This is a genomic window from Halopenitus persicus (assembly GCF_002355635.1).
In the GTDB taxonomy this organism is placed as follows: domain Archaea; phylum Halobacteriota; class Halobacteria; order Halobacteriales; family Haloferacaceae; genus Halopenitus; species Halopenitus persicus_A.
In genome coordinates this window covers 1,386,045-1,408,492 of the sequence record NZ_AP017558.1, presented here as the reverse complement: position 1 = coordinate 1,408,492, position 22,448 = coordinate 1,386,045, and the positions used below count along the sequence as shown (strand labels likewise).

The following is a 22,448-nucleotide window of genomic DNA, read 5'->3' as shown; positions in this document are numbered from 1 at the left end:
CCGGGCTTCGCCCCCGAGGGGATGACCGTCTCGTGGAACGAGGGGTGCTCACCGTCGCGGCCGACCACGCGGACGCCCGCCGCACCGTCGAACCTCCCATCGCCGCTTCCCGAAGGACGTCCACGACGAGTCGATCAGCGCCGAGTCCGCCAACGGAATCCTCGAGGTCCGGCTACCGTGCGGGTGCGCCGTCAACGGAACCGGATCCCGATCGAGAGCTGACCGGCCCGATCCCGCGCCTGACGCGCCGAGGTCGACGGTATCCCGCCAATGGCCGTTGTTAGCCGTCGATGGATGGACCGTTTCCCCGTCCGTTTATAAATCATATACCGCGATATACAATTTCTTCCCGCGTCCCTCCACAGTTTCGGAGGATGGGCTAGTTTTGGGTCGAATCTCCGTCGATTCGTGGTTCTTCTCACCGATCAAGCGTCCATCTCGAACTCTCGTTGACGTTACTATCAAGCATGCGTGAGAAATTGTATGGGCCCTAGCGATACTGATCAGCGTTACCACTCTCTAGCGACGATCCCAGTACACGTTCAGTCGCTCAGTCAGGCGGGTCACGAACCAGAGGCGAGCAACACGACCCACTGCTCCCTTTCACGGATTGGGGTCCTCCCTGCAGCGATGTAGTCGCGGTTGAGGGGCGATCACGGCGTCCGTGGTGTGATCGTCTCATTCTCAGGGTACGACTGCTCTGTGGTACTTTTCAACACGGACGGCGTTCTTCGTCTCTTCGTTCTCCGTTCACTCAGGACATCCAAGGTCTTCTGCTCCGTATTGCTCCATCCAGGTTTCCAACTCTCGGAAGGTCGGTTCGAGATCATCCAGCATTTCGGTCGTCTCGTACTCCACGCGCGGGGGAATCTCGTCGTACTGCGTTCTCTGAAGCAGCCCGGCGGCTACGAGTTCGTCAAGGCGCCGTGAGAGGGTATTGGGCGAGAGTGAAAGCGATTTCTTAATCTCCCCAAACCGAGCTGGCTGATCGTCTCCAAGGACAATTTTTCGGAGGATGGCCATGGTGTGTGCCTTTCCAAGCAGGGAGAAGAACTCACGGCCATCGACTGCTCCATCGTATTTCGGTTCGGCCGCCATCTCAGATTCGCTCATATCTTTACTACGACTTTCGTATTTATGTGTGTTCTGGACGGTATTGTCTGCGCTGATGCATTCGAGAACCCCATCGTTCCTTCCAGATGTGGAAGTTACAACCATACTTCTAACTTGGTAGTATTTAGGTTCCAACATCGTAGTTGGGACCACAGTGAGTACTGACAAACCCCATCAAAACCTGGCCATCATCGGTCACGTCGACCACGGAAAGAGCACGCTCGTGGGACGACTCCTCTACGAGACGGGGAGCGTCCCCGAGCACGTCATCGAACAGCACCGCGAGGAAGCCGAAGAGAAGGGCAAGGGCGGGTTCGAGTTCGCCTACGTCATGGACAACCTCGCCGAGGAACGCGAGCGCGGCGTCACCATCGATATTGCCCACCAGGAGTTCTCGACGGATACGTACGACTTTACTATCGTCGATACACCTGGGCACCGCGACTTCGTCAAGAATATGATTACAGGTGCGAGCCAGGCCGACCACGCCGTCCTCATCGTTGCGGCTGATGACGGCGTCCAACCCCAGACCCAGGAACACGTCTTTCTCTCGCGGACCCTCGGCATCGACGAACTCATCGTCGCGGTCAACAAGATGGACCTCGTCGACTACGAGGAAGACCGCTACCGCTCGACCGTTGACGAGATCAAGGAACTCCTGAACCAGGTTCGCTTCAATATCGAGGACACGAGATTCATTCCGACCTCCGCCTTCGAGGGTGACAACGTCTCAGAACCGTCGGACAACACGCCGTGGTACAACGAAGAAACCCTCGTTGAAGCGCTCAACAACCTGCCGGAGCCGTCCCCGCCGACGGACGCGCCACTGCGCCTCCCCATTCAGGATGTCTACACGATCTCGGGCATCGGGACCGTGCCGGTGGGCCGCGTCGAAACGGGGATGCTCAATACGGGTGACAACGTCAGCTTCCAGCCCTCTGACGTCGGTGGCGAGGTGAAGACAATTGAGATGCACCACGAGGAAGTCGACCAGGCCGAGCCCGGTGACAACGTCGGATTCAACGTCCGGGGTGTCGGCAAGGACGACATCCGCCGCGGCGACGTTGCCGGCCCCATCGACGACCCGCCGACAGTCGCCGACACGTTCACCGCACAGATCGTCGTCATGCAGCACCCGTCGGTCATCACCGCGGGCTATACGCCGGTCTTCCATGCGCACACCACGCAGGTCGCGTGTACGATCGAGTCGATCGACCAGAAGATCGACCCGGCCTCTGGCGAGGTCGCCGAGGAGAACCCCGACTTCATCAAGTCCGGTGACGCCGCGGTCGTCACCGTGCGCCCACAGAAGCCACTCAGCATCGAGCCGTCCTCCGAGATACCGGAGCTCGGTTCGTTCGCGGTCCGCGATATGGGTCAGACCATCGCCGCTGGCAAGGTCCTTGAAATCACGGAGCGGGACGAATGACAGGGAACACCCTCAACACAGAACTCTACAAGGCCCCACGCACGGACATCTCGCAGAATCAGGGAAAGTTCAGGATCCACTCGAACTACCCCGGGCGAAACCTGCCGGACCACGACGACCACGGCTACGGTCCGCTGGCGCGCATTGACGAGGCCTTTCTGGACCCCGGCACGTTCGTTTCGATGCACCCCCATCAGAACGACGAGATCGTTTCCTACGTCCCGACCGGTATAATGCGTCACAAGGACCGAGCGGGGAACGAGTTAGTCATAGACTCCGACCACCTGATGGTGATGAACGCTGGCAGCGCCTTCTGGCACGAGGAGCAAACCCTCGACGATGATCCACAGCTGCGGCTCTTGCAGATCTTCGTCCGACCACACACTGTCGATCTTGACCCGACTATCCAACATGGGTCCGTTCCGGAGCCCGTCACCAACGAGTGGCGACATCTCTTCGGCCCGGAGGAGTCGGACGCGCCGTTCTACGTACGCAATGACGTCAACTTCTATGACGTGCAACTTGACGCGGGAACCAGTGTCCAACTCCCCGCAATCGAGGGATGGCATACGTACTTCTATGTCTTTGATGGCGCGGTCGAAGCCAATGACACCACCTTCGACAGGACGGAAAGCGGGCTGCTCGTCAACGCAACCGATCTGACCGTCAGCGCGCAGGAAGAAACACTGCTCGTGGCCTTCCTGATTAATCCCGACGCACCACTCACCTATCAAGGAACGATCGGCCGATAACCCGCCCATACTCGGAACTCCCCCCGACTCCGTCTACAGGCTGAGCAGGCGGAGTGCCTCGGGGCTTGACCCGAGGGTGAAGGCCGTCGAAGGATTAACCAAACCACGGTTCGGACAGTGAGTACAGTCAGAGACCCACAAAGACGGATTACAGACCGTAATCCAACGCTGACTGAGATGGTTTGGACATGCGACTCCTCTCAAAACCCACGTCTTCAGCGTGGTGCGACGGGAGTCGTCGGGCGGGGTGGAGCCGCCGACCCTCACGGACGCATCGAGCGTTCGGGTGTGAATTCCAGCCGACCCGTCACGGGAAGGTCGAGGGGAATTACATTCGCCTGCGACGGCACGGCCCGGTTTGGGACGTGCGGTCAAAACCGCGAAGCCGCGGGGCTTGTCCCCGCGGTACTTCACACGTCGGCGCTGCTGTGAACCAATTCGATGGGGGTTGACACACATGTACAGGATCGCAGCGTTTCAAAGCTCAACGAAATCGTCGAATCTTCTGGCGTGTCCCTGATGACTTCGTTGAGCGTTTGACTGGTGGGCCGTTCTCGAAACTCCACATTGGGCAGTATCGTCTTTCTGCATCGTAGACTACGACGAGTCGATTCTTGCGGTCCGTCGGATCGAACCGGTGCGTACACCGCCGACGAGTGAAGTCGAATAGAAGGCACGCATCAAAACTCTCCTCCGAGATAGTGGTCCCTCCGATCTGATCGACGGTGCGGCGGAGTCCGTCACGTTCGTCACAGTAAAACCGACTCGTCGAGAATCCGTTCGAATGGACGTCATACACGTCGCGTTTCCCGTGTCCGACCTCGAATCCACGCTCGAGTTTTATCTGGACGGGCTCGGGTTCGAGCGGTCGAAACGGTTCACCGGAGCGGACGGGATCGAGAACGTCTACGTTTCCGGCCGTTCCGGTCCGGAGATCCAGTTCACCTATCATCCGGAGCGGCCACCGGAACGCCACGGACGCGGTCCTCCGCTTCGGGAACACGTCGCCATCGGGGTCGAGGACCTCGACGGCGCGTTCCGACGGCTCGTCGAGACGGTCGATCCGCCCGTCGTCGCCGAACCGTCCCGGGAGGCGGCCAGCGGGAGCCGGATCGCGTTCGTTCGTGACCCGGACGGGTACGTCGTCGAACTAGTCGAACGGCGCCGTTGACGTTCCGCACCCCCCGTCTCTCCGAACGTTACGGATCGACCGGCGATCCCCCAACTCGAACGGCGAAGGTTTTTCCTCGCCACCCGCCTCATCGACGCGTATGCACTACCGAGCGGTCGAGTCGGCGGGGGAGTACCTCGCCCGGCTGGAGACGGGCGCCGACTGGCGGGCGGAGATCGAGGACCTGGCGCGCGAGGTCGACGCCGAGGCGGGCTGGTTCAACGCGATGGGCGCGGTCCAGGACGCCGAGATCTGGTTCTACGACCAGGACGACACCGAGTACCGGTCGGTCACCTTCGACGAGCCGCTGGAGGTCGCCGCCTGCGTCGGCAACGTCGCGCGGCTCGACGACGACGTCTTCGCGCACACGCACGCGGTGTTCTCGCGGGAGAGCGGGCAGGCGCTCGCGGGGCACCTCGATTCGGCCACCGTCTTCGCCGGCGAGGTCTACCTCCGCACCTTCGCGGAGCCGCTGGTCCGCGAACACGACGTGACCACCGACCTGGACCTGTGGCTGTGAGGACGGGGGGACGGTCGCGATGACGGAGACGGACATGCGTCCCGAGGACGAGCGGTATTTCGCGCGCATCGAGGACCGGCTGGACGAGGCCTTCGAGGTGGCCGAGGCGGCCAAGGGACGGGGCAAGGACCCGAAACCGGAGATCGAGATCCCGGTCGCCCGCGACATGGCCGACCGCGTGGAGAACATCCTCGGGATCGACGGCGTCGCCGAGCGCGTCCGCGATCTCGAGGGGGAGATGTCCCGCGAGGAGGCGGCCCTCGAGCTCGTCACCGACTTCGTCGAGGGGACCGTCGGCGACTACGACTCCCGCGAGGGGAAGATCGAGGGGGCGGTCCGGACCGCCGTCGCGCTGTTGACCGAGGGCGTGGTCGCGGCCCCGATCGAGGGGATCGACCGGGTCGAGCTGCTCGAGAACGACGACGGCACCGAGTTCGTCAACGTCTACTACGCCGGTCCGATCCGGTCCGCGGGCGGGACCGCGCAGGCGCTGTCGGTGCTCGTGGCCGACTACGCCCGGTCCCTACTGGGGATCGAGGAGTTCCGGCCCCGCGACGACGAGGTCGAACGCTACGCCGAGGAGGTCGCCCTCTACGACTCCGAGACCGGCCTCCAGTACTCGCCGAAGGACAAGGAGACGAAGTTCATCGCCCGGAACATGCCGATCATGCTCGACGGCGAGGCCACCGGCGACGAGGAGGTGTCCGGCTTCCGGGACCTCGAGCGCATCGACACGAACTCCTCGCGGGGCGGGATGTGTCTGGTCCTCGCCGAGGGGATCGCGCTGAAGGCCCCGAAGATACAGCGGTACACCCGCGACCTCGAGGAGGTCGACTGGCCCTGGCTCCAGGACCTGATCGACGGGACGATCGGGACGGAGGGGGAGGAGGACGGCGATGCGGACGCCGACGATACGGACGCCGGCGATGCGGACGCCGATGCTGCGGACGCTTCGACCGACGACGCTGCCACTGCCGAGGCGGACGTCGCAGACGAAACCGATGCTGGTGCGACTGACACCGGCGTCGTGGATGACGCCGACGCCACTGCTGCCGACGCCGGGCCCGAACGCGTCGACCCCGCAACCAAGTACCTGCGCGACCTGATCGCGGGACGGCCGGTCTTCTCGCATCCCTCGGAGGCCGGCGGCTTCCGGCTCCGATACGGCCGGTCGCGGAACCACGGGTTCGCGACCGCCGGCGTCCATCCGGCGACGATGCACCTCGTCGACGACTTCCTCGCGACCGGCACGCAGATCAAGACCGAGCGCCCGGGCAAGGCCGCGGGCGTCGTCCCGGTCGACTCCATCGAGGGGCCGACCGTCCGACTCGCGAACGGGGACGTCCGCCGGATCGACGACGTCGAGGAGGCGCTCGCGGTCCGCAACGGCGTCGAGAAGGTGCTCGACCTGGGCGAGTACCTCGTGAACTTCGGGGAGTTCATCGAGAACAACCACCCCCTCGCGCCGGCCTCCTACGTGTACGAATGGTGGATCCAGGAGTTCGAGGCGGCGGGCGCGGACGTGCAGGCGCTGTCGGACGACCCGCACGTCGACCTCGAGCACCCGACCGTCGAGGAGGCGCTCGCGTGGGCCACCGACTACGACTGTCCCCTGCATCCCGCCTACACCTACCTCTGGCACGACGTCTCGGTCGAGCGGTTCGAGACCCTCGCCCGCGCGGTCGCCGACGGCGATGTCGTCGAGGGCGTCCTGGCGATCGAGCGCACCGAGGCGACGACGGACGCCCTCGAGTCGCTGCTCGTCGAGCACTCCCGGACGCCCGACTCGCTACGGGTCCCCGAGTGGCGGCCGCTGGCGCGCTCGCTCGGGGTCGACGACGGGCTCCGGCGCACCTGGGAGGACCTGTCGCCCGCCGCCCGGAACTGGGCCGACGGGAAGAACGCGGTTCGGGCCGTCAACGAGGTCGCGCCCTTCACGGTCCGCGAGCGCGCGCCGACCCGGATCGGCAACCGGATGGGGCGTCCGGAGAAGTCGGAGAGCCGCGACCTCTCGCCGGCGGTCCACACCCTGTTCCCGATCGGCGAGGCCGGCGGCTCACAGCGGAACGTCGCCGACGCCGCCAGCGGAATGGACGATTCGGGCCGCCGTGGCGTCATCGAACTGGACGTCGCCGACCGCGAGTGTCCCGACTGCGGCACGCACACCTTCCACAACGAGTGCCCCGGCTGCGGGTCCCACACCGAACCGTACTACGAGTGTCGCGAGTGTGGAACCGAGTGTGAACCCGACGAGGCCGGCCGCGTCGAGTGTCCGCGGTGTGACCGCACGGTGACGGCCGTCTCCCGGCGCGAGATCGACCTCAACGACGCCTATCGGTCGGCCCTCGAGTCGGTCGGCGAGCGGGAGGCCGCCTTCGAGATATTAAAAGGGGTCAAGGGGCTCACCTCCACGAACAAGACGCCCGAACCCATCGAGAAGGGCGTGCTCCGGGCGAAAAACGACGTGACCGCGTTCAAGGACGGGACGGTCCGGTACGACATGACCGACCTGCCGGTGACCGCGGTCCGTCCCGCGGAGCTCGACGTGACCGTCGGTCACTTCCGGGAGCTGGGCTACGAGGAGGACGTCGACGGCGAACCCCTCCGACACGACGACCAGCTGGTCGAGCTGAAGGTGCAGGACGTCGTCCTTTCGGACGGCGCCGCCGAGCACATGATGAAGACGGCCGACTTCGTCGACGACCTGCTCGCGGAGTTCTACGACCTGCCGCGCTTTTATGAGCTCAACGAGCGCGACGACCTCGTCGGCGAGCTCGTCTTCGGGATGGCCCCGCACACGAGCGCCGCGACCGTCGGTCGCGTGATCGGCTTCACCTCCGCGGCGGTCGGCTACGCGCACCCGTATTTCCACGCGGCGAAGCGCCGCAACTGCGATGGCGACGAGGATTGCGTAATGCTGTTGATGGATGGGTTGTTGAACTTCTCGAAATCTTTCCTTCCTGATAAACGAGGCGGCAGTATGGACGCGCCGCTCGTGATGTCCTCGCGGATCGATCCCGCGGAGATCGACGACGAGGCGCACAACATGGACATCGTCCGGCAGTACCCCCGGGAGTTCTACGAGGCGACCCTGGAGATGGCCGACCCGGACGACCTCGAGGACGCGATCACGATCGGCGAGGACACGCTCGGGACGTCCGACCAGTACCGCGGGTTCGACCACACCCACGACACCTCCGACATCGCGCTCGGGCCGGACCTGTCGGCGTACAAGACGCTCGGCTCGATGATGGACAAGATGGACGCCCAGCTGGAGCTGGCCCGGAAGCTCCGGGCGGTCGACGAGACCGACGTCGCAGAGCGCGTCATCGAGTACCACTTCCTGCCGGACCTGATCGGCAACCTCCGGGCGTTCTCCAGACAGGAGACGCGGTGTCTCGACTGCGGCGAGAAGTACCGGCGGATGCCGCTGTCGGGCGAGTGCCGCGAGTGCGGCGGCCGGGTGAACCTCACCGTTCACGAGGGGTCGGTGAACAAGTACATGGACACCGCGATCGCGGTCGCCGACCGCTTCGACTGCCGGCCCTACACCAAACAGCGCCTCGAGGTGCTCGAGCGCTCGCTGGAGTCGGTCTTCGAGGACGACACCAACAAGCAGTCGGGCATCGCGGACTTCATGTGAGAGGTCCGGGACGCCGGGGCGACGCGGACCGATCGCTCGAGCGGACGACGTGGATCGGTCGCTCGAGCGGACGGCGCCGGCCGCGGTCTCTCGTCGCCGTCACCCCTCGGCGAACCGAACGAGGAGCACCCCGCCCAGTCCGACCGCCAGCGCCGCGATCGCCGCGAAGACGAGGAAGAAGGTGCCGGTCGTCCCGTACGTCAGGACGATCCCAGCGAGCGCGGTGCCGACCGCGCCGACGCCGTAGACGCCGAGATAGAAGTAGCCGAACGAGAGGCCGCGAACGTCGGCCGCTGAGTACTCCGCAAGTAGCGCCTGGCGGATCGGCGCGGACATGTAGATCGTGACCCCGAGCGCGCCACAGACGACGAGCATCGGCGCGATCCCCGCGGCCGCGGCCGGGAGGAACGCCACGGAGACGCCGACGATGACCGCGTACGTCGCGATGAGCGCGTACTCGGTCCGGGTTCGGTCGGTCAGCTTGCCGCCGACGTACTGCCCCCCCGAGCCGAGCAACAGCAGCCCCGCGAAGACGTACTGGCTCGGCTCGACCGCCTCCCCGCCGATCCGAACCGGCGCGAACAGCGGGAGGTCGGCGAGGATCTCCGGCAGAAACGAGAGGATGCCCCGCGAGTAGACGCCATGGACCATCATGATCGCGAACGCCACGAGGAACCCGCCCGTGAAGAGGTGCCGCGACTGGGCCAGGAAACCGCGGAGATCGGTCACTCCATCGGTCGTCGGGGCGGCTCCGTCCGCGTCGTCGGTGGACGGCGCCGCTTCGCCCGTCCTCGCCTCGACGCCGGCGGTCTCGTCGAACTCGAACCGGACGGCGATCGCCACCGCCAGGAGCGCGGGCGCCGCGAACGCGACCGCCACCCACTCCCAGGGCGCGACCGTCAACAGCACGGCCGCGGCGAACGGGCCGAGCGCGGTACCGACGTTGCCGGCCGCGCCGTGGTACGCGAGCGCGGTGCCCCGCTCGGCGGTTCCGCGCGTCAGCAACGAGAGGGCCGCGGGGTGATAGAGGCTGGAGGCGGCACCCCACACCAGCAGCGCGATCGCGAGCACCTCCAGACGCGGCGAGATCCCGATCAGGAGGAAGGACCCGCCCATCCCGACGATCGCGGCCATCATCAGCCGCTTCGACCCGTACTCGTCGGCGAGCACGCCGCTGACGAGCGCGCCGAGGCCGATCAGCGCCAGGCCGCCGCCGACGAGCGTGCCGATCACGGCGGCGGAGACGTCGAAGTCGACGAGCCAGTAGACGATGAACAGCGGGATCGCCAGCTCGTACAGGTGGAACATCGAGTGGCCGATGGTCGCGAAGCCGACGATCGCCCGGTCGTTACGGTTCATCGGTGGAGAGGTACCTCCTGCCAGGCCACCGACCGGGTTAAGTCTGCTTCTTCCGGCGATCAACGACGGACGGCCGGATGGACTCGAGGTCGATGATGAACGGGGGTCGGTCGAGAATCGGACCCGGTGATGAAGGGAGGGCTGCGTCCGGCTACTCCGCGCCCTCGTAGGAGACGTTCTCGCTCAGGTACGCGTCCCGGATCTCCGGGTTGTCGAGGATCGTGTCCGCCGGCCCGTGGAACCGGGTCGCCCCGTTGTCGAGCACGTAGGCGTAATCGGAGTACTGCAGGCCGGTCTTGATGTTCTGCTCGATCATGAAGATCGTCACGCCCGTCTCGTTGATCTGTTGGACCCGTTCGAAGACCTGGTCGATGATCTTCGGCGCGAGCCCGGCGGTCGGCTCGTCGATGAGCATGAACTCGGGATCGAGCATCAGCCCGCGGCCGAACTCGACCATCTGCCGCTGGCCGCCCGAGAGCGTTCCGGCCTTCGCGTTCGACCGTTCCTCGAGGATCGGGAACAGGTCGTAGATCTCCTCGATCTTCCCGTCGACGTCGTAGTTGCGGTCCGCCACGTACGCGCCCATCTCGAGGTTCTCCCGGATCGTCATGTCCTCGAACAGCGCGCTCCGCTGGAGGACGTACGCCATCCCGAGATCGAGGAGTTCCTCCTGCGTGCAGCCGGTGATGTCCTCCCCGTGGAACGTGATCGATCCCTCGGAGGGGTCCAACAGTCCGAAGATCGTCTTGAACAGCGTGGACTTGCCCGCGCCGTTCGGCCCCATCACGAGCGTGATGTCGCCCTCCTCCGCCTGTGCGTCGACGCCTTTGAGAACGAGGTGTTGTCCGTACCCCGCGTGTAGGTTCTCTATGTCAAGGATAGCCATACTATCACTCCCCGAAGTACGCTTCGAGCACACGCGGATCGTTCAGCGCCGCGTTCGGTTCCCCGTCGGTGAGGTTCGTTGCAGTCGCGAACACGTACACGTGGTCGCTGATCTCGTGGACGACGTCCATGTCGTGTTCGATGACGAAGAACGTCGTCCCGCGCTCGCGGTTCAACTCGATGATGGACTCGGTGATGTCGTCGACGAGGTTCGGATTCACCCCCGCAGTCGGCTCGTCGAGCAGCACGACGTCGGGGTCGGTGAGCAGCGTACACGCCAGGTTGAGCAGCTTCTTCTGTCCGCCCGAGAGGTTGCCGGCCTGCTCGTCGATCAGGTGGGTGAGGTCCACGAACTCGATCAACTCCTCGGCGCGCCGAACGACCTCCTCGTCCGTCTCGCGAAACAGCGTCGTCAGCATGTTCTCCCCGCTGTGGTCCTGGTTGATCAGCACGTTCTCGCGGACCGTCAGCTCGGGGAACACTCGAGCCAACTGGAACATCCGGGAGAGTCCGGCCTGCACGATGGCGGGAGTGTTCATGTTCGTGATCTCCGTGTCGCCGAGGTGAACGGTGCCGGCGTCGACGTCGTATTCGCCCATGATGCAGTTGAAAAGCGTCGTCTTGCCGGCGCCGTTGGGTCCCACGAGTCCGACGATCTCCCCGTCACGGACCTCGAGGTCGACGCCGTCGAGCGCGGTCACCCCGCCGAAGGTCTTCTCGACGCCATCGACCCGGAGAACCGTCTCCGCGTCCGACCTGACGTACTCGTCCTCGTCGGTCGCCGACGGCACCATTCAGTCCCACCTCCCGAAGTACTGGTTCAACACGCCGCCCGGCCGGTAGATCGAGATCAGCACGATGACGACCCCGACGACCACCCAGCCGAGCCCGGTGTAGCCGCCGCTGAGCCCGGTGCGCGTGTACTCCCGGATCGGGATGAAGATGAACGCGCCCACGACGGGGCCGAGCACGGTCCCGACGCCTCCGATTATCGGGACGATGATGATGTCGATGTTCCGGAGCACCCGGAGCGTGGACATCGGGTCGATGTACAGCACGTACTGGGCGTACAGCCCGCCGAAGACGCCGGCGATGTAGGAGCTCACCCCCATCGCGTACATCTTATAGTTGAACACGTTCAGGCCGGAATTCCGGGCGAGCCCCTGGTCCATGTCGATCGAGCGCAGGTACATTCCGAGCTTTGCCCGGTCCATCCGGTAGATCACGAGCGTCGCCGCCAGCGCCATCACGCCGATGAGGTAGTAGTACGGGAGCTTGTCCCGGAACATCATCGACCACGGGGTGCCGAGCTGCGCGAACGGGTACTCGATCCCGCTGGCGCCGTTGATGTACTTCCACCGGAAACCGACGGTCTTCCCGATGAGCGCGGCCGCCAGCGTCGCCATCGCGAAGTAGTGGTACCGCAGCCGGAACGTCGCGGCTCCGAGGAAGAGCCCGACGGCGGCGGCCGTCAACCCGCCGGCGAAGATCCCGACGTACGGCGTCACCCCGTGACGGATGAACAGGATGGCCGTCGTGTAGGCCCCGACGGCGAACATCACGGCGTGGCCCAGCGAGAACTGTCCGGCGTAGCCGCCGATGACGTTCCAGCTCTGGCCGAGCCCGATGAAGATGAACGCGTAGATGAAGACGTTCATCACGAAGAAGTTGGTCGAGACCTGCGGAACGAGCAGCATGCCGACTAATAGGATGCCGGCGAGCCCCCAGCGCTGCCGCGTCGGAAGGTCGTCGAGGCGGTCGCGGATCGTCCCGATCACTCCCCTTCACCCCAGTTGAGGATGCCTTCCGGCTTGTAGATCAACACGAGGATGAACACCAGGAAGATGTACAGCTCCTTGTAGGAGGGGTTCAACAGCACGCCGCCGAGGTGCTCGACCATGCTGATGACCATTCCGCCGGCGACGGCACCGAGGATGTTTCCGAAGCCGCCCAGCGCGACCGACGCGAACGCGAACAGCGTCCACGTCGTCGGCGTCAGCTCCGGCTGCATCGAGAAGAACGTGGCGACCATCGTTCCGGCGACTCCGACGGTCGCCGACCCGATCCCCCACGCCAGGCCGTTCATGTAGTCCGGGTCGATGCCCATCACTTGGGCGGCCTCCGGATCCTGTGCGGTCGCGCGGATCCCCTTTCCGGTCTTCGTCCGGTTGAGGAACAGGAAGAACACGGCGAGCGTCACGAGGCTCACCACGCCGGTGACGATCTTCGGGAGGCTGAAGTTCAGTCCGGCGATGACGACCGCGCCATCGAACATGAACGTCTCGACCGACCGCGTGTTCGGCCCCATCACGAACAGCATTCCGAACCGGAGGATCAGCAGGATCCCGAACGTGACGAAGATCTGCGACAGCATCGGCGCGTCCATCACCCGCTTGATCACGAGCTTGTAGGTCACGTAGCCGGCGGCGAACAGCAGCACGACGTTCACCGGGATCATGAACAGCGGGTCGATCCCGTAGTTGTTCGAGCCGATCAGGGTCACGTACATCGCCATCAGCATGTATTCCCCGTACGCGAAGTTGACGATGTCGGCGACGCCCCAGATGAGCGCCAGCCCGACCGCCACGAGCGCGTAGACGAGCCCCATCAGCAGCCCGCTGAAGAACGCCTGTGGGACCAGATTGAGGTATTCTATCCACCCGAACTGTAACGGCAATGATCCTACCATAAGTCTTCGTAGTGAACGATGTTCATCTGACGATGCGTGTCCTTACCGCTCTCCCCAGCCGGGGGCGGGGTAGGTCAACGCGTCTTCGCCCGCCAGGTCGAACGGCCACACGAGGTTCGATTCCCCGCCCTCGAACTGACCGATGACGCCGGATGCCAGTTCGTTCTGCCCGTTTTCGGCGAACTCGACGCCGAACAGGAGGCCGGACTCGAGCCGGTCGACCTGCAGCTCGTTGAGGGCGGTTTGGATCGCCTCCGGTTCGAGGCTCTCGGCCTGGTTGACCGCGGTGAGGCCGCACAGCAGGCCGCCCCACGTTCGAACCAGCGCCGCGAAGTCGTTCGGCGGCACGTCCGTGTTCGAGGTGACGAACTCGCGATAGGTTCCCATCTCCGGGACCGCATCGGGCGTGTCCGTCGTGAAGTCGGTCCGGCTACAGAAGTAGTTCGACAGTTCGGTTTCGTTGATGAACGAACTCGAGGTGTGACCGGAGTTCTGCGCGAGGACCAGCGGCGGCATGAAGTCCTGCGTCTGCATGTCCTCGGCCATCAACAGCGCGTCCTGGACGTACGACGTCGGGAACAGCACGTCGGGGTCCGCGTCCTGGATCCGCTGGATCTCGCTCGTGAGCGAACTCACGCTCTCGGCGGTGTAGGAGATCGGCCCGGCGACGATCTCGATGTCGTTCTCCTCACAGAGGTTCTGTTGGACCTCCGCGCTCACGCTTCCGTATTCGGTGTCCTCGTGGATGATCGCCGCGGTCTCGATGGGTTGGTCGACCCGCTCGTTCAGCCCGTTGATCATCTCGAACATGTTCTGCGTATACGTTCTGTCGTGCGGCCCCGTCCGCCAGAACCAGTTGAGTCCCCGATCGGTGAGGTCCGGACTGGAGGACTCCCCGTTCACGTGCGGGATCCCCTCCCGTTCGGCGACCTGGCTGACCGTGGAGGTCACCGAGCTGTTGTAGGAGCCGTACAGCATGTCCGCTCCCTCCTCCTGGATGAGTCGCTCGGCCTCCGCGCGCCCCTGCCCGGGGTCGGCGCGGTGGTCGGCGACGAGGAGTTCGACCTCCATGTTCCCGTGGTTGGTCAGCCCCTCGCCCTCGGCCATCGTGAGCGGTCCGAGGTCGCTGTAGGAGTTGTTCACGATGTCGACGGCGTTCTCACACAGCAGCTGCATCGACTGGCCGAGCTCGGCCAGTCCCCCGGAGAGCGGGTAGATCGCGCCGACGGTGAACGTCTCCTGGCTGCCGCCGTTGCCGTTGCCGCCACCGTTGCCGTTTCCGCCGCCGTTGCCGTTTCCGCCGCCGTTGCCGTTGCCACCGCCGTTTCCATTGCCGCCGCCGTTGCCGTTCCCCCCGCCGTTCCCGCCGAGGCATCCCGCGAGCGCCGCCGTAGCGCCGATCCCGGTCGCCTTTAAAAACGATCGTCGCTTCGACGGCGTTCTCGATCCGCCGTCGCTCGAGTCGCCCGTCTCGTCGTTCGACGTATGTGTGCCAGTATCTGGCATAAACCATCATATCACGTTCGAATATATAATTGTTTTGCTGCTAACGATAGTGTTATATTCGGCCCACATCAGACGACGCCGCACTCGTCGACGCCGTCCATCGGTCGATACGTTTCACCGTGCCAAACACCTAAGTGAAACCGGACGTATGTCGTGATGATGAGCCAGCAAGCGAACAATCCGATCAAATCGAGCGGAACGACCCTCGAGATCCTCGAGGTCGTCGTCGAGTCGGGGGATGCGGGGGTGACCGAAATCGCCGATCGGCTCGACCGGAACAAGGCCACGGTTCATCACCACCTGAGCACGCTTGCGGAGCACGGCTATCTGGTCAACGAGGACGGCCGGTATCGGCCGAGCATGCGGTTCTTCGAGATCGGACAGTCGGTGGTCCAACGACGGGACGTCTACGCCACCGGGATCGATCCGCTCCGGTCGCTGGCCGAGGAGACCGGCGAGGTCGCGAACCTGATGATCGAGGAGGAGGGGCTGGGTGTCTACGTCGCCATCGAGACCGGGGCGGACGCCGTCCGCCTCGACACCACGGTCGGAACGACACAGCATCTCCACACGTGTGCCCTCGGCAAGGCGATCCTCGCGCACACCCCCGAGGAGCGCCGAGAGCGGATCTATCGCCGCCGGGGGCTGCCGGCCGAGACGCCGAACACGGTGACCGACCGGGACCGGCTCGAGGCGGAACTCGGGGAGATACGGGACCGCGGCATCGCCTTCGACGAGGAGGAGCGGGCGACGCACATCCGATGTATCGCCGCGCCGATCACGACCGACGACGGCGACGTGCTCGGCGCCGTGAGCGTCTCCGGCCCGATAAGCCGGATGACCGACGACCGGATCCGGGACCGACTCGCCGACCGGGTGGAGAACACGGCGACGATCATCAGCATCAACACCACCTATCGGTGACCCGGCTACCCATCGGGCCCTGTGCGCGGGCCGTCGCGCCGGGCTGGCCGGCATCGATCGAATGGCGTCGGCGTCGGCCGGCGCGAAGCCGTTCTCCTCGGCCGGCGTCGACTCGACCGACGCCGATCCGGTCCGATCACATCGTCTCGACGTCGTAGGCGACCGACAGCTCGCGGTCGGTCACCGGGTCGTGGATCGCCACCTCGAATCGCGACCCCGGCGCGAGCTCCCCGTTGACGGTCGCCACGGTTCCGGACAGCAGCGCCGTCCCGTCGAGCGGTCCCTCGTACCGGTCGGCGACGGTCTCGAGCAGGTCCGTGGGCTCGCGGATGGCCCCGAACGTCGACTCCTGGTACCGGCGTCGCTCGCCGTCGACCGTGTTCCAGGCCCGAAGCTCGATCTCGTCCCAGTGGTCGCGGACGTCCGAGAGCCGCCAGGCGTCCCCCGAGAGAACGTTCGGGGCGATCTGTTTCGCCTTCTGGATGCTGTCACGCTCCAGGTCGCGGTCGGTCTGGTCGCTGGCGGCGACGACGTACGTCTCCCCGCCGGTCACGACCAGCCCAAACTCCGCCTCCCCGGAGGTGTTCTGTCCGGCGACGCGGACGGCGTCCGGGTCCACCCGGAGCACGTTCGGCGAGAGCTCGTAGGTCGCCGGCACGGTCTCCGGCGCCGGGATCCCGTCCGCGACCAGCTCGTCGACGTGCGCCTGGACGGCCTCCTCGTCGCGACCGCTGTAGCCGGCGTTGATGACGCGGTCGACCGCGACGGTGACGACCTCGCCGTAAACGTTGAGTCGGAGCATCGTTCCGGTGCTCGCGGTCGAGGGGCTTAATCAATGGGGTTCGATCACGTGGCACACTCGAACCACCACGAACTCGCTCACCCGATCGAGGGGCTTCACTCACACGGTCGGGGGCTTCACTCACACGGTCGGGGGCTTCACTCACACGGTCCGTGAGAGGTATCGCTCCAGCACGTCGACCGCGGTTTCCAGCTCGTCGACCTCCAGATACTCGCGGTTCGAGTGGGCGATCGGGCCCTCCTCGTCGGCGATGCGACCCGGGCCGAAGACCGCGACCGGCATATACCGCTGGAGGAACGAGGACTCGGCCGCGACCGAGAACGGCTTCACCTCGGGGGCCTCGCCGGTCGTGTCCTCGATGGCCGCGGACAGGTCCGCGATGACGTCGGTACCCTCCTCGAGGCGATAGCTCTCGAGGAACCGGTTCGGCCGGTACGGATACCGGACGTCGACTCCACACTCCAGGTCGGCCAGCTCCGCCTCCATCTTCTCCCGGAACTCCGCCGGCGTCTCGGGCGGGACGCTCCACCGGTTGACGAACAGGCGGACCGACTCCGGCACCTGGCTGGTGAGCTCGCCCACCGGGCCGCCCTCGATCCACGAGACGGTCTGGCTCGACTCCCCGAGGTACGGGTGCTCCATCCGGTCCATCGACTCGAGGCGCTGCACCGCCTCGGCAGCACACGAGACGGCCGACCGTCCGCTGTCCCGGGTGCCCGCGTGGGCGGCGCTGCCCGAGAGCTCGACGATGTACTTGAGGCTCCCGCGCGCGGCGTCACAGACGTCCAGTCCCGTCGGCTCCCCGTTGATCGCGAGGTCGCCCGCCTCGCCCTCGAGGGCCAGGAAGTCGTAGAACCCCTCGGAGTAGGTCTCCTCGTCCGGGGAGACCACGAGGGTTACCCGGCCGTCCGTCGGGTCGACGCGCTCGAAGGCGCTGATCATCGTCGTCAGACAGCCCTTCGCGTCGCAGGCACCGCGGCCGTGGATCACCCCATCCTCCTCGCGGAACGGGAGATGCGGGGGAACGACGTCCATGTGCGAGTTGAGGAGGAGGTGCGGCGATCCGTCCTCCGGGCCCTTCCGCGCCACCACGCAGCCGGACTCCTCGTGGATGCGTGCGTTCTCGACCGTTTCGACGAGGTGGTCCCGGATCTCGTCGACGGTGTCGTGACTCTCGATTCGGACTAGATCCGCCAGTATCGACGCTGGATCGCGTGGCATCGATCGACGTTCTCGGCTCTCCTACATTAATATTTGGGTCGTGTTCACACGTTCCGTGTGCACGCGTGGTTCGATCTTTTACGTGGGCGCTTCCGAAGCTAGCCGCTTTTAAATAGGGTGCTCCCCTGGCCGGCCGCTTTTTAAATAGGGCGCTGCTGCGGCCGATTACTCCTCCCGGTCGGTCCAGAAGTCGAAGGAACGGCCCGGCGCGAAGACGTCGAGCCCGACCGCCATCCCGTCGCCGGTGTTCTCGACGGCGTGGATCTCCCAGGACTCGATGAACGCGGAGTCGTACTGCTCGAGGGTGACCGACGTTCCGTCCTCGCTATGGAGCGTGAGTTCGCCCTCGAGACAGAGACAGACCTGCTCGTTCTCGTGGTCGTGCATCGGGGAGCTGTGCCCCGACGGCTTCGTGAACCACTCGAAGGAGAACTGGTCGCTGCCCGCAAGCGCTCGCCGCTCCCAGCCCTCGTCCGGTTCGTACGTCTCGGCGTCGTCGTGTTCCACGACGTCCATACCCGGACTATACATGTTCTTCATATAAATATTGGGGTGTGGGAAGCGGCGTCGGTGGAGCGGCGTCGGTGGAGCGGCGTCGGCGGGAACGTCGGCGCCGTGGGACTCCGGCGCCGTGCGTCTCAGCGTCCCACAGCGTGATGTGGACGTTCCCTCACAGCGTGATGTGGACGTTCCCGGCCTCGGTGACGGTCGCCTCGGTATCCGGCGGGACGATGGCGGTCGCGCCGCTCTCCTCGAGGATCGCCGGTCCCTCGACCGTCCGGCCGGTCGCGAGGGCGGTCCGGTCGTAGACGTCCGTCTCCAGCCACCCGCGGTCGGCGAAGTACACGTCCCTGACGTCGCGTAAGGCCTCCGTGGCGGTCGTCTCCGGCACGTCGGTGAGCGGCGCCGTGGGCACGTGGCCGGTGACGCGCAGCGTCACGACCTCGACGTCCTCGCCCTCCATCGCGTGCCCGTAGAGCCGGGCGTGCATCTCGTGGAACCGGTTGGTTGCGGCCTCGATGGTCTCGGCGGTGATCGGGTCGTCCTCGACGGGGACCGTCAGCTCGTAGGACTGTCCCGCGTACCGCATGTCGATCGCCCGGTCGATGCGGATCTCCTCGTCGGTGAACCCCTGCTGGACGAACCGCTCGTGCGTCTCGGCCGCCAGCGCCCCGACCTGGTCGTCGATGATCGTCGGGTCGATGCGCCGCTCCCGGTAGGAGTGTGACTCGTCGACGCGGACGTCCGCGATGAGGATGCCGCGCGCCGAGAAGACGCCCGGACTTCGCGGGATGATCACGTCCTCCATATCCATCCGCTCGGCGACGGCCGGCGTCTGCAGCGGTCCGGCGCCGCCGAAGCCGATGAGCGCGAAGTCGCTCGGGTCGTCGCCACGCTCGACGGTGACGTTGTGCACGCGCCGGGCGATGCTGGCGTTCGCGACCTCGATCACCGACAGCGCCGCCTCCTCGACCGACTGGTCGAGGGGGTCGGCGATCGTCTCCGCGAACCGCTCGCGCGTCTCCTCGACGATCAGCTCCATCTCTCCCTCGAGGAAGTTCGCCGGGTTGAGACGGCCCAACAGCAGGTTCGCGTCGGTGATGGTCGGCTGCTCGCCGCCCTGCCCGTAACAGATCGGTCCCGGGTCGGCCCCGGCGGATTTCGGGCCCACGTGCAGGATCCCGCCCTCGTCGATCCACGCGATGGAGCCGCCGCCCGCGCCGACGGTGTTGATGTCGATCATCGGCGTCTTGATCGGGAGGTCGTTGATCTCGCCCTCGGTGGACCGGACGATCTCCCCGTCGCGGATGAGACTCACGTCCGCGCTCGTGCCGCCCATGTCCATCCCGATCGCGTTCTCGAAGCCCTCCTGGGCGCTCACCTTCTCCGTCGCGACCGCCCCCGCGGCCGGCCCGGACGTTATCGTTCGGACCGCCCGTTGGGTGGCCTGTTCGGCGGTGAAGATCCCGCCGCCGGAGTGGATGATGTTCAGCGGCACGTCGATGCCGCGCTGCTCGATCCCCTCGGTCAGCTTCCCGAAGTAGTCCTCGACGGTCGTCTTGATCGCCTCGTTGAGGACGGTCGTGATGGTCCGCTCGTACTCCCTGATCTCGGGGTGGACGCTCGAGGAGAGCGCGTACTGGAGGTCGGCCTCGTGGGACTCGATGATCTCGCCGATCCGCTCCTCGTGGGCCGGGTTGAGGTACGAGAAGAGCGTCGAGACGACGATCGACTCGATGTCCTCCCCGGCGAGCTCGTCGACGACCGTCCGGACCGCCTCCTCCTCGAGCTCGTCGACGACCTCGCCGTGCGAGTCGACGCGGCCGGGGACCTCCCGCCGGAGGTACCGCGGGATGAGCTCCGGCGGCTTGTCCGTCTGCAGGTCGTACAGGTCCGGCCGCGTCTGGTCGCCGATCTCCAGGACGTCCCGGAGCCCCTCGTTCGTGATGAGCCCCAGGTTCGGGATCTCCCCCTCCAACACCGCGTTCGTCCCGACGGTCGTCCCGTGGCTGAGGAACGAGACGTCCCCGGGGTCGGTGTCGGTCTGCTCGAGGATCTTGTCGATCCCGTTGAGGACGCCCCGGTCGAAGTCCGGCGGCGTCGAGGGGGTCTTCGTCGTGTGGATCTCGTTCGTCCCGTCGTCGTAGAGCACGACGTCGGTGAACGTGCCGCCGGTGTCGACCCCGATGCGGACGCTCATCGGTCCACCTCCTCACGGAGCTCCCGCGTCGCCGCCTCGTCGACCGACCGCTCCTCCGGGTCGACCGCGACGCCGTACTCCGATTCGGCCTTCTCGACGGACACCTTCCCGTTGACCACGTCCTCGAGGACCTCCTCGGGCGGCCGCTCGAGCGGGTCGCCGTAGCCCCCGCCGCCGGGCGTCTGGACGCTGGCGACGTCGTCCGGGTCGAGCTTCGTGGTCGACTTCGAGCTCACGACCTCCGGATCGTCGTCGGGGTTGATCACGTACTTCGCGGCGCGTGCCGCGTGCCCGCCGAACAGCCCCCACGGCTGGTTCTTCGTCCGGTCGGAGAGCACGGTGAACGACGACCGATGGTCGTAGAACTCCATGTCTCGCCGGATCCCGAGCCCGCCGCGCTGGCGTCCGGCTCCCTCGGAATCCTGGATGTACTCGTACCGTCGGACGTACAGCGGGATCTCCGTCTCCAGCTCCTCGATCGGGCTGTTCGCCGTGTTCTGATAGTGCGCCTGCACCCCGTCCATCCCGTCCTTCGTCGCCCGGCCGCCGTAGCCGCCGCCCACGGTCTCGTAGTAGACGTACTCGTCGTCGTCGCTCCGCGGGTCCCGGCCGCCGTACGCGATGTTGCAGATGATCCCCTTCGTCGCCGCGATGGTCTCCTCCGGGAGCACGTCGGCCATCGCCTTCGTCACGAGGTCGCCGGCCCGGATGGCGATCTCCCAGCCGGCCGCGACCGGCCGGTCGTCGGTCGGATTGACCATCGACCCCTTGGGCGTGATGATCTCGAACGGCCGGTAGAACCCCTCGTTCTTCGGGAGGTCGCCGCCGAGCAGGGACATCACCACGGCCATCGTTCCCGCGAACGCCATCGCGGGCGTGCAGTTGAGCGGTCCCTCGTTCTCATCGGCGGTGCCGGTGAAATCGAGGGTCATCTCGTCGTCGTCGATCTCGATGGTCAGCGTCACCAGCAGCTCCTCGTCGTTGATGCCGTCGCCGTCCATGTAGTCGCTGGCGTCGTAGACGCCGTCCGGGAGCTCCTGGATGTTCGACCGGACCAGCCGCTCGGTGTAGTCGATCAGCTCGTCGAGGTACTCGGCGAGCGCGTCGGATCCGTACTCCTCGTACAGCTCGCCGAAGCGCTCCTCGCCGATCCGGTTGGCGCCGAGCTGGGCCCGGTAGTCGCCGACCCGCATGTCCGGCGACCGGACGTTCCGGGTGATGAGTCCGAGGACCTCCTCGTCGTACTCCCAGTCCTCGACGGCCTTCACGCCCGGCATGATCACCCCCTCGCCGTAGAGGTCGGTGCTGTCGGTCGGGATGCCGCCCGGGGTCGGCCCGCCGATGTCGACGTGGTGGGCCGAGTTCGCGGCGTAGCCGATGATCTCCCCGTCGTGAAACAGCGGGCAGATGAGCATCACGTCGGGGAGATGGACGGCACCCTTATACGGGTCGTTTATCAGGATGCCGTCCCCCGGCTCGAGGTCGTCGCGGTCGCGCATATTCCGCGGTACGACCGAGACGAGCGACCCGATGTGTTGGGGCGCGATGTCGTGTTGTGCGATGTGACGAAGCTCCGAGTCGAACAGGGCGCAGGTGTGGTCCCGTCGGATCTTGATGTTGGTCGAGTAGGCCGTCCGTTGCAGCGTGACCCCCATCTCCTCGACGATTCCCTTCAGCGAATGTCTGAATATCTCCAGCTTCCCGGGCGAAACCATACCCAGTGTTGACTACCC

General features: G+C 65.7%; 18 protein-coding genes. 6 read left to right on the top strand and 12 right to left on the bottom strand.

What is annotated here, in order from left to right:
• Positions 1 to 750: 750 nt before the first annotated feature.
• Positions 751 to 1,113 carry a winged helix-turn-helix transcriptional regulator gene (locus CPZ00_RS06810; RefSeq protein WP_096390212.1) on the bottom strand — a complete coding sequence of 121 codons (363 nt, stop codon included), beginning with the start codon at positions 1,111 to 1,113 and terminating at the stop codon, positions 751 to 753.
• 154 nt (positions 1,114 to 1,267) lie between these two features.
• On the opposite strand from CPZ00_RS06810, the gene tuf reads away from it, so the two are divergent.
• The 5 genes from tuf (at position 1,268) to CPZ00_RS06780 (ending at position 8,628) form a co-directional block, all read left to right on the top strand.
• Positions 1,268 to 2,542, top strand: coding sequence for a translation elongation factor EF-1 subunit alpha (tuf, locus tag CPZ00_RS06805; RefSeq protein ID WP_096390211.1), 1,275 nt, complete (start codon positions 1,268 to 1,270; stop codon positions 2,540 to 2,542).
• On the top strand, positions 2,539 to 3,294 hold the full coding sequence (locus CPZ00_RS06800; protein ID WP_096390210.1) for a pirin family protein: 756 nt from the start codon (positions 2,539 to 2,541) through the stop codon (positions 3,292 to 3,294). Before tuf ends, CPZ00_RS06800 begins: the two co-directional genes overlap by 4 nt.
• A 784-nt stretch (positions 3,295 to 4,078) precedes the next feature.
• Complete coding sequence (locus CPZ00_RS06790) at positions 4,079 to 4,465, top strand: VOC family protein (RefSeq protein ID WP_096390209.1); 387 nt, start codon at positions 4,079 to 4,081, stop codon at positions 4,463 to 4,465.
• A gap of 100 nt (positions 4,466 to 4,565) precedes the next feature.
• The gene (locus CPZ00_RS06785) at positions 4,566 to 4,985 is read left to right on the top strand and encodes a PPC domain-containing DNA-binding protein (protein ID WP_096390208.1); all 420 of its coding nucleotides are present in this window, start codon (positions 4,566 to 4,568) and stop codon (positions 4,983 to 4,985) included.
• Between the two features lie 34 nt (positions 4,986 to 5,019).
• Complete coding sequence (locus CPZ00_RS06780) at positions 5,020 to 8,628, top strand: DNA polymerase II large subunit (RefSeq protein ID WP_096391626.1); 3,609 nt, start codon at positions 5,020 to 5,022, stop codon at positions 8,626 to 8,628.
• Positions 8,629 to 8,727: 99 nt separating this feature from the next.
• On the opposite strand, the gene CPZ00_RS06775 is transcribed toward CPZ00_RS06780, so the two are convergent.
• The 6 genes from CPZ00_RS06775 to CPZ00_RS06750 form a co-directional block, all read right to left on the bottom strand.
• Positions 8,728 to 9,987, bottom strand: coding sequence for an MFS transporter (locus CPZ00_RS06775; protein WP_096390207.1), 1,260 nt, complete (start codon positions 9,985 to 9,987; stop codon positions 8,728 to 8,730).
• A gap of 151 nt (positions 9,988 to 10,138) precedes the next feature.
• Positions 10,139 to 10,873 (bottom strand): ABC transporter ATP-binding protein, encoded by a 735-nt coding sequence (locus CPZ00_RS06770; protein ID WP_096390206.1) that lies wholly within the window; start codon positions 10,871 to 10,873, stop codon positions 10,139 to 10,141.
• Positions 10,874 to 10,877: 4 nt separating this feature from the next.
• Positions 10,878 to 11,666 (bottom strand): ABC transporter ATP-binding protein, encoded by a 789-nt coding sequence (locus CPZ00_RS06765; RefSeq protein WP_096390205.1) that lies wholly within the window; start codon positions 11,664 to 11,666, stop codon positions 10,878 to 10,880.
• Positions 11,667 to 12,650 (bottom strand): branched-chain amino acid ABC transporter permease, encoded by a 984-nt coding sequence (locus CPZ00_RS06760; protein WP_096390204.1) that lies wholly within the window; start codon positions 12,648 to 12,650, stop codon positions 11,667 to 11,669. It abuts the gene before it with no gap.
• Positions 12,647 to 13,549 (bottom strand): branched-chain amino acid ABC transporter permease, encoded by a 903-nt coding sequence (locus CPZ00_RS06755; RefSeq protein ID WP_157744200.1) that lies wholly within the window; start codon positions 13,547 to 13,549, stop codon positions 12,647 to 12,649. Before CPZ00_RS06755 ends, CPZ00_RS06760 begins: the two co-directional genes overlap by 4 nt.
• 54 nt (positions 13,550 to 13,603) lie before the next feature.
• Entirely contained in the window at positions 13,604 to 15,067 is a 1,464-nt protein-coding gene (locus CPZ00_RS06750; protein WP_096390202.1) for an ABC transporter substrate-binding protein, read from the bottom strand.
• 159 nt (positions 15,068 to 15,226) lie between these two features.
• Here CPZ00_RS06750 and CPZ00_RS06745 point away from each other — a divergent pair, with 159 nt between their 5' ends.
• Entirely contained in the window at positions 15,227 to 15,991 is a 765-nt protein-coding gene (locus tag CPZ00_RS06745; RefSeq protein WP_096391625.1) for an IclR family transcriptional regulator, read from the top strand.
• Positions 15,992 to 16,127: 136 nt separating this feature from the next.
• Here CPZ00_RS06745 and CPZ00_RS06740 read toward each other — a convergent pair whose 3' ends face one another.
• From CPZ00_RS06740 to CPZ00_RS06720, 5 genes are all read right to left on the bottom strand, one after another.
• Positions 16,128 to 16,793 (bottom strand): DUF2848 family protein, encoded by a 666-nt coding sequence (locus CPZ00_RS06740; protein WP_096390201.1) that lies wholly within the window; start codon positions 16,791 to 16,793, stop codon positions 16,128 to 16,130.
• A 141-nt stretch (positions 16,794 to 16,934) separates the two neighbouring features.
• Positions 16,935 to 18,014 (bottom strand): M20/M25/M40 family metallo-hydrolase, encoded by a 1,080-nt coding sequence (locus tag CPZ00_RS06735; RefSeq protein ID WP_096390200.1) that lies wholly within the window; start codon positions 18,012 to 18,014, stop codon positions 16,935 to 16,937.
• Positions 18,015 to 18,179: 165 nt separating this feature from the next.
• On the bottom strand, positions 18,180 to 18,530 hold the full coding sequence (locus tag CPZ00_RS06730; RefSeq protein ID WP_096390199.1) for a cupin domain-containing protein: 351 nt from the start codon (positions 18,528 to 18,530) through the stop codon (positions 18,180 to 18,182).
• 154 nt (positions 18,531 to 18,684) lie between these two features.
• Positions 18,685 to 20,715, bottom strand: a complete 2,031-nt coding sequence (locus CPZ00_RS06725; RefSeq protein ID WP_096390198.1) for a hydantoinase/oxoprolinase family protein — start codon at positions 20,713 to 20,715, stop codon at positions 18,685 to 18,687.
• Positions 20,712 to 22,430 carry a hydantoinase B/oxoprolinase family protein gene (locus tag CPZ00_RS06720; protein WP_096390197.1) on the bottom strand — a complete coding sequence of 573 codons (1,719 nt, stop codon included), beginning with the start codon at positions 22,428 to 22,430 and terminating at the stop codon, positions 20,712 to 20,714. Before CPZ00_RS06720 ends, CPZ00_RS06725 begins: the two co-directional genes overlap by 4 nt.
• Positions 22,431 to 22,448 lie beyond the last annotated feature (18 nt).

Coding starts and splice junctions, on each gene's coding strand:
- CPZ00_RS06810 (WP_096390212.1), bottom strand. CDS start 1,113: ATGAGCGAATCTGAGATGGCGGCCGAACCGAAATACGATGGAGCAGTC.
- CPZ00_RS06800 (WP_096390210.1), top strand. CDS start 2,539: ATGACAGGGAACACCCTCAACACAGAACTCTACAAGGCCCCACGCACG.
- CPZ00_RS06790 (WP_096390209.1), top strand. CDS start 4,079: ATGGACGTCATACACGTCGCGTTTCCCGTGTCCGACCTCGAATCCACG.
- CPZ00_RS06785 (WP_096390208.1), top strand. CDS start 4,566: ATGCACTACCGAGCGGTCGAGTCGGCGGGGGAGTACCTCGCCCGGCTG.
- CPZ00_RS06780 (WP_096391626.1), top strand. CDS start 5,020: ATGCGTCCCGAGGACGAGCGGTATTTCGCGCGCATCGAGGACCGGCTG.
- CPZ00_RS06775 (WP_096390207.1), bottom strand. CDS start 9,987: ATGAACCGTAACGACCGGGCGATCGTCGGCTTCGCGACCATCGGCCAC.
- CPZ00_RS06770 (WP_096390206.1), bottom strand. CDS start 10,873: ATGGCTATCCTTGACATAGAGAACCTACACGCGGGGTACGGACAACAC.
- CPZ00_RS06765 (WP_096390205.1), bottom strand. CDS start 11,666: ATGGTGCCGTCGGCGACCGACGAGGACGAGTACGTCAGGTCGGACGCG.
- CPZ00_RS06750 (WP_096390202.1), bottom strand. CDS start 15,067: ATGCCAGATACTGGCACACATACGTCGAACGACGAGACGGGCGACTCG.
- CPZ00_RS06745 (WP_096391625.1), top strand. CDS start 15,227: ATGAGCCAGCAAGCGAACAATCCGATCAAATCGAGCGGAACGACCCTC.
- CPZ00_RS06740 (WP_096390201.1), bottom strand. CDS start 16,793: ATGCTCCGACTCAACGTTTACGGCGAGGTCGTCACCGTCGCGGTCGAC.
- CPZ00_RS06735 (WP_096390200.1), bottom strand. CDS start 18,014: ATGCCACGCGATCCAGCGTCGATACTGGCGGATCTAGTCCGAATCGAG.
- CPZ00_RS06730 (WP_096390199.1), bottom strand. CDS start 18,530: ATGGACGTCGTGGAACACGACGACGCCGAGACGTACGAACCGGACGAG.
- CPZ00_RS06725 (WP_096390198.1), bottom strand. CDS start 20,715: ATGAGCGTCCGCATCGGGGTCGACACCGGCGGCACGTTCACCGACGTC.
- CPZ00_RS06720 (WP_096390197.1), bottom strand. CDS start 22,430: ATGGTTTCGCCCGGGAAGCTGGAGATATTCAGACATTCGCTGAAGGGA.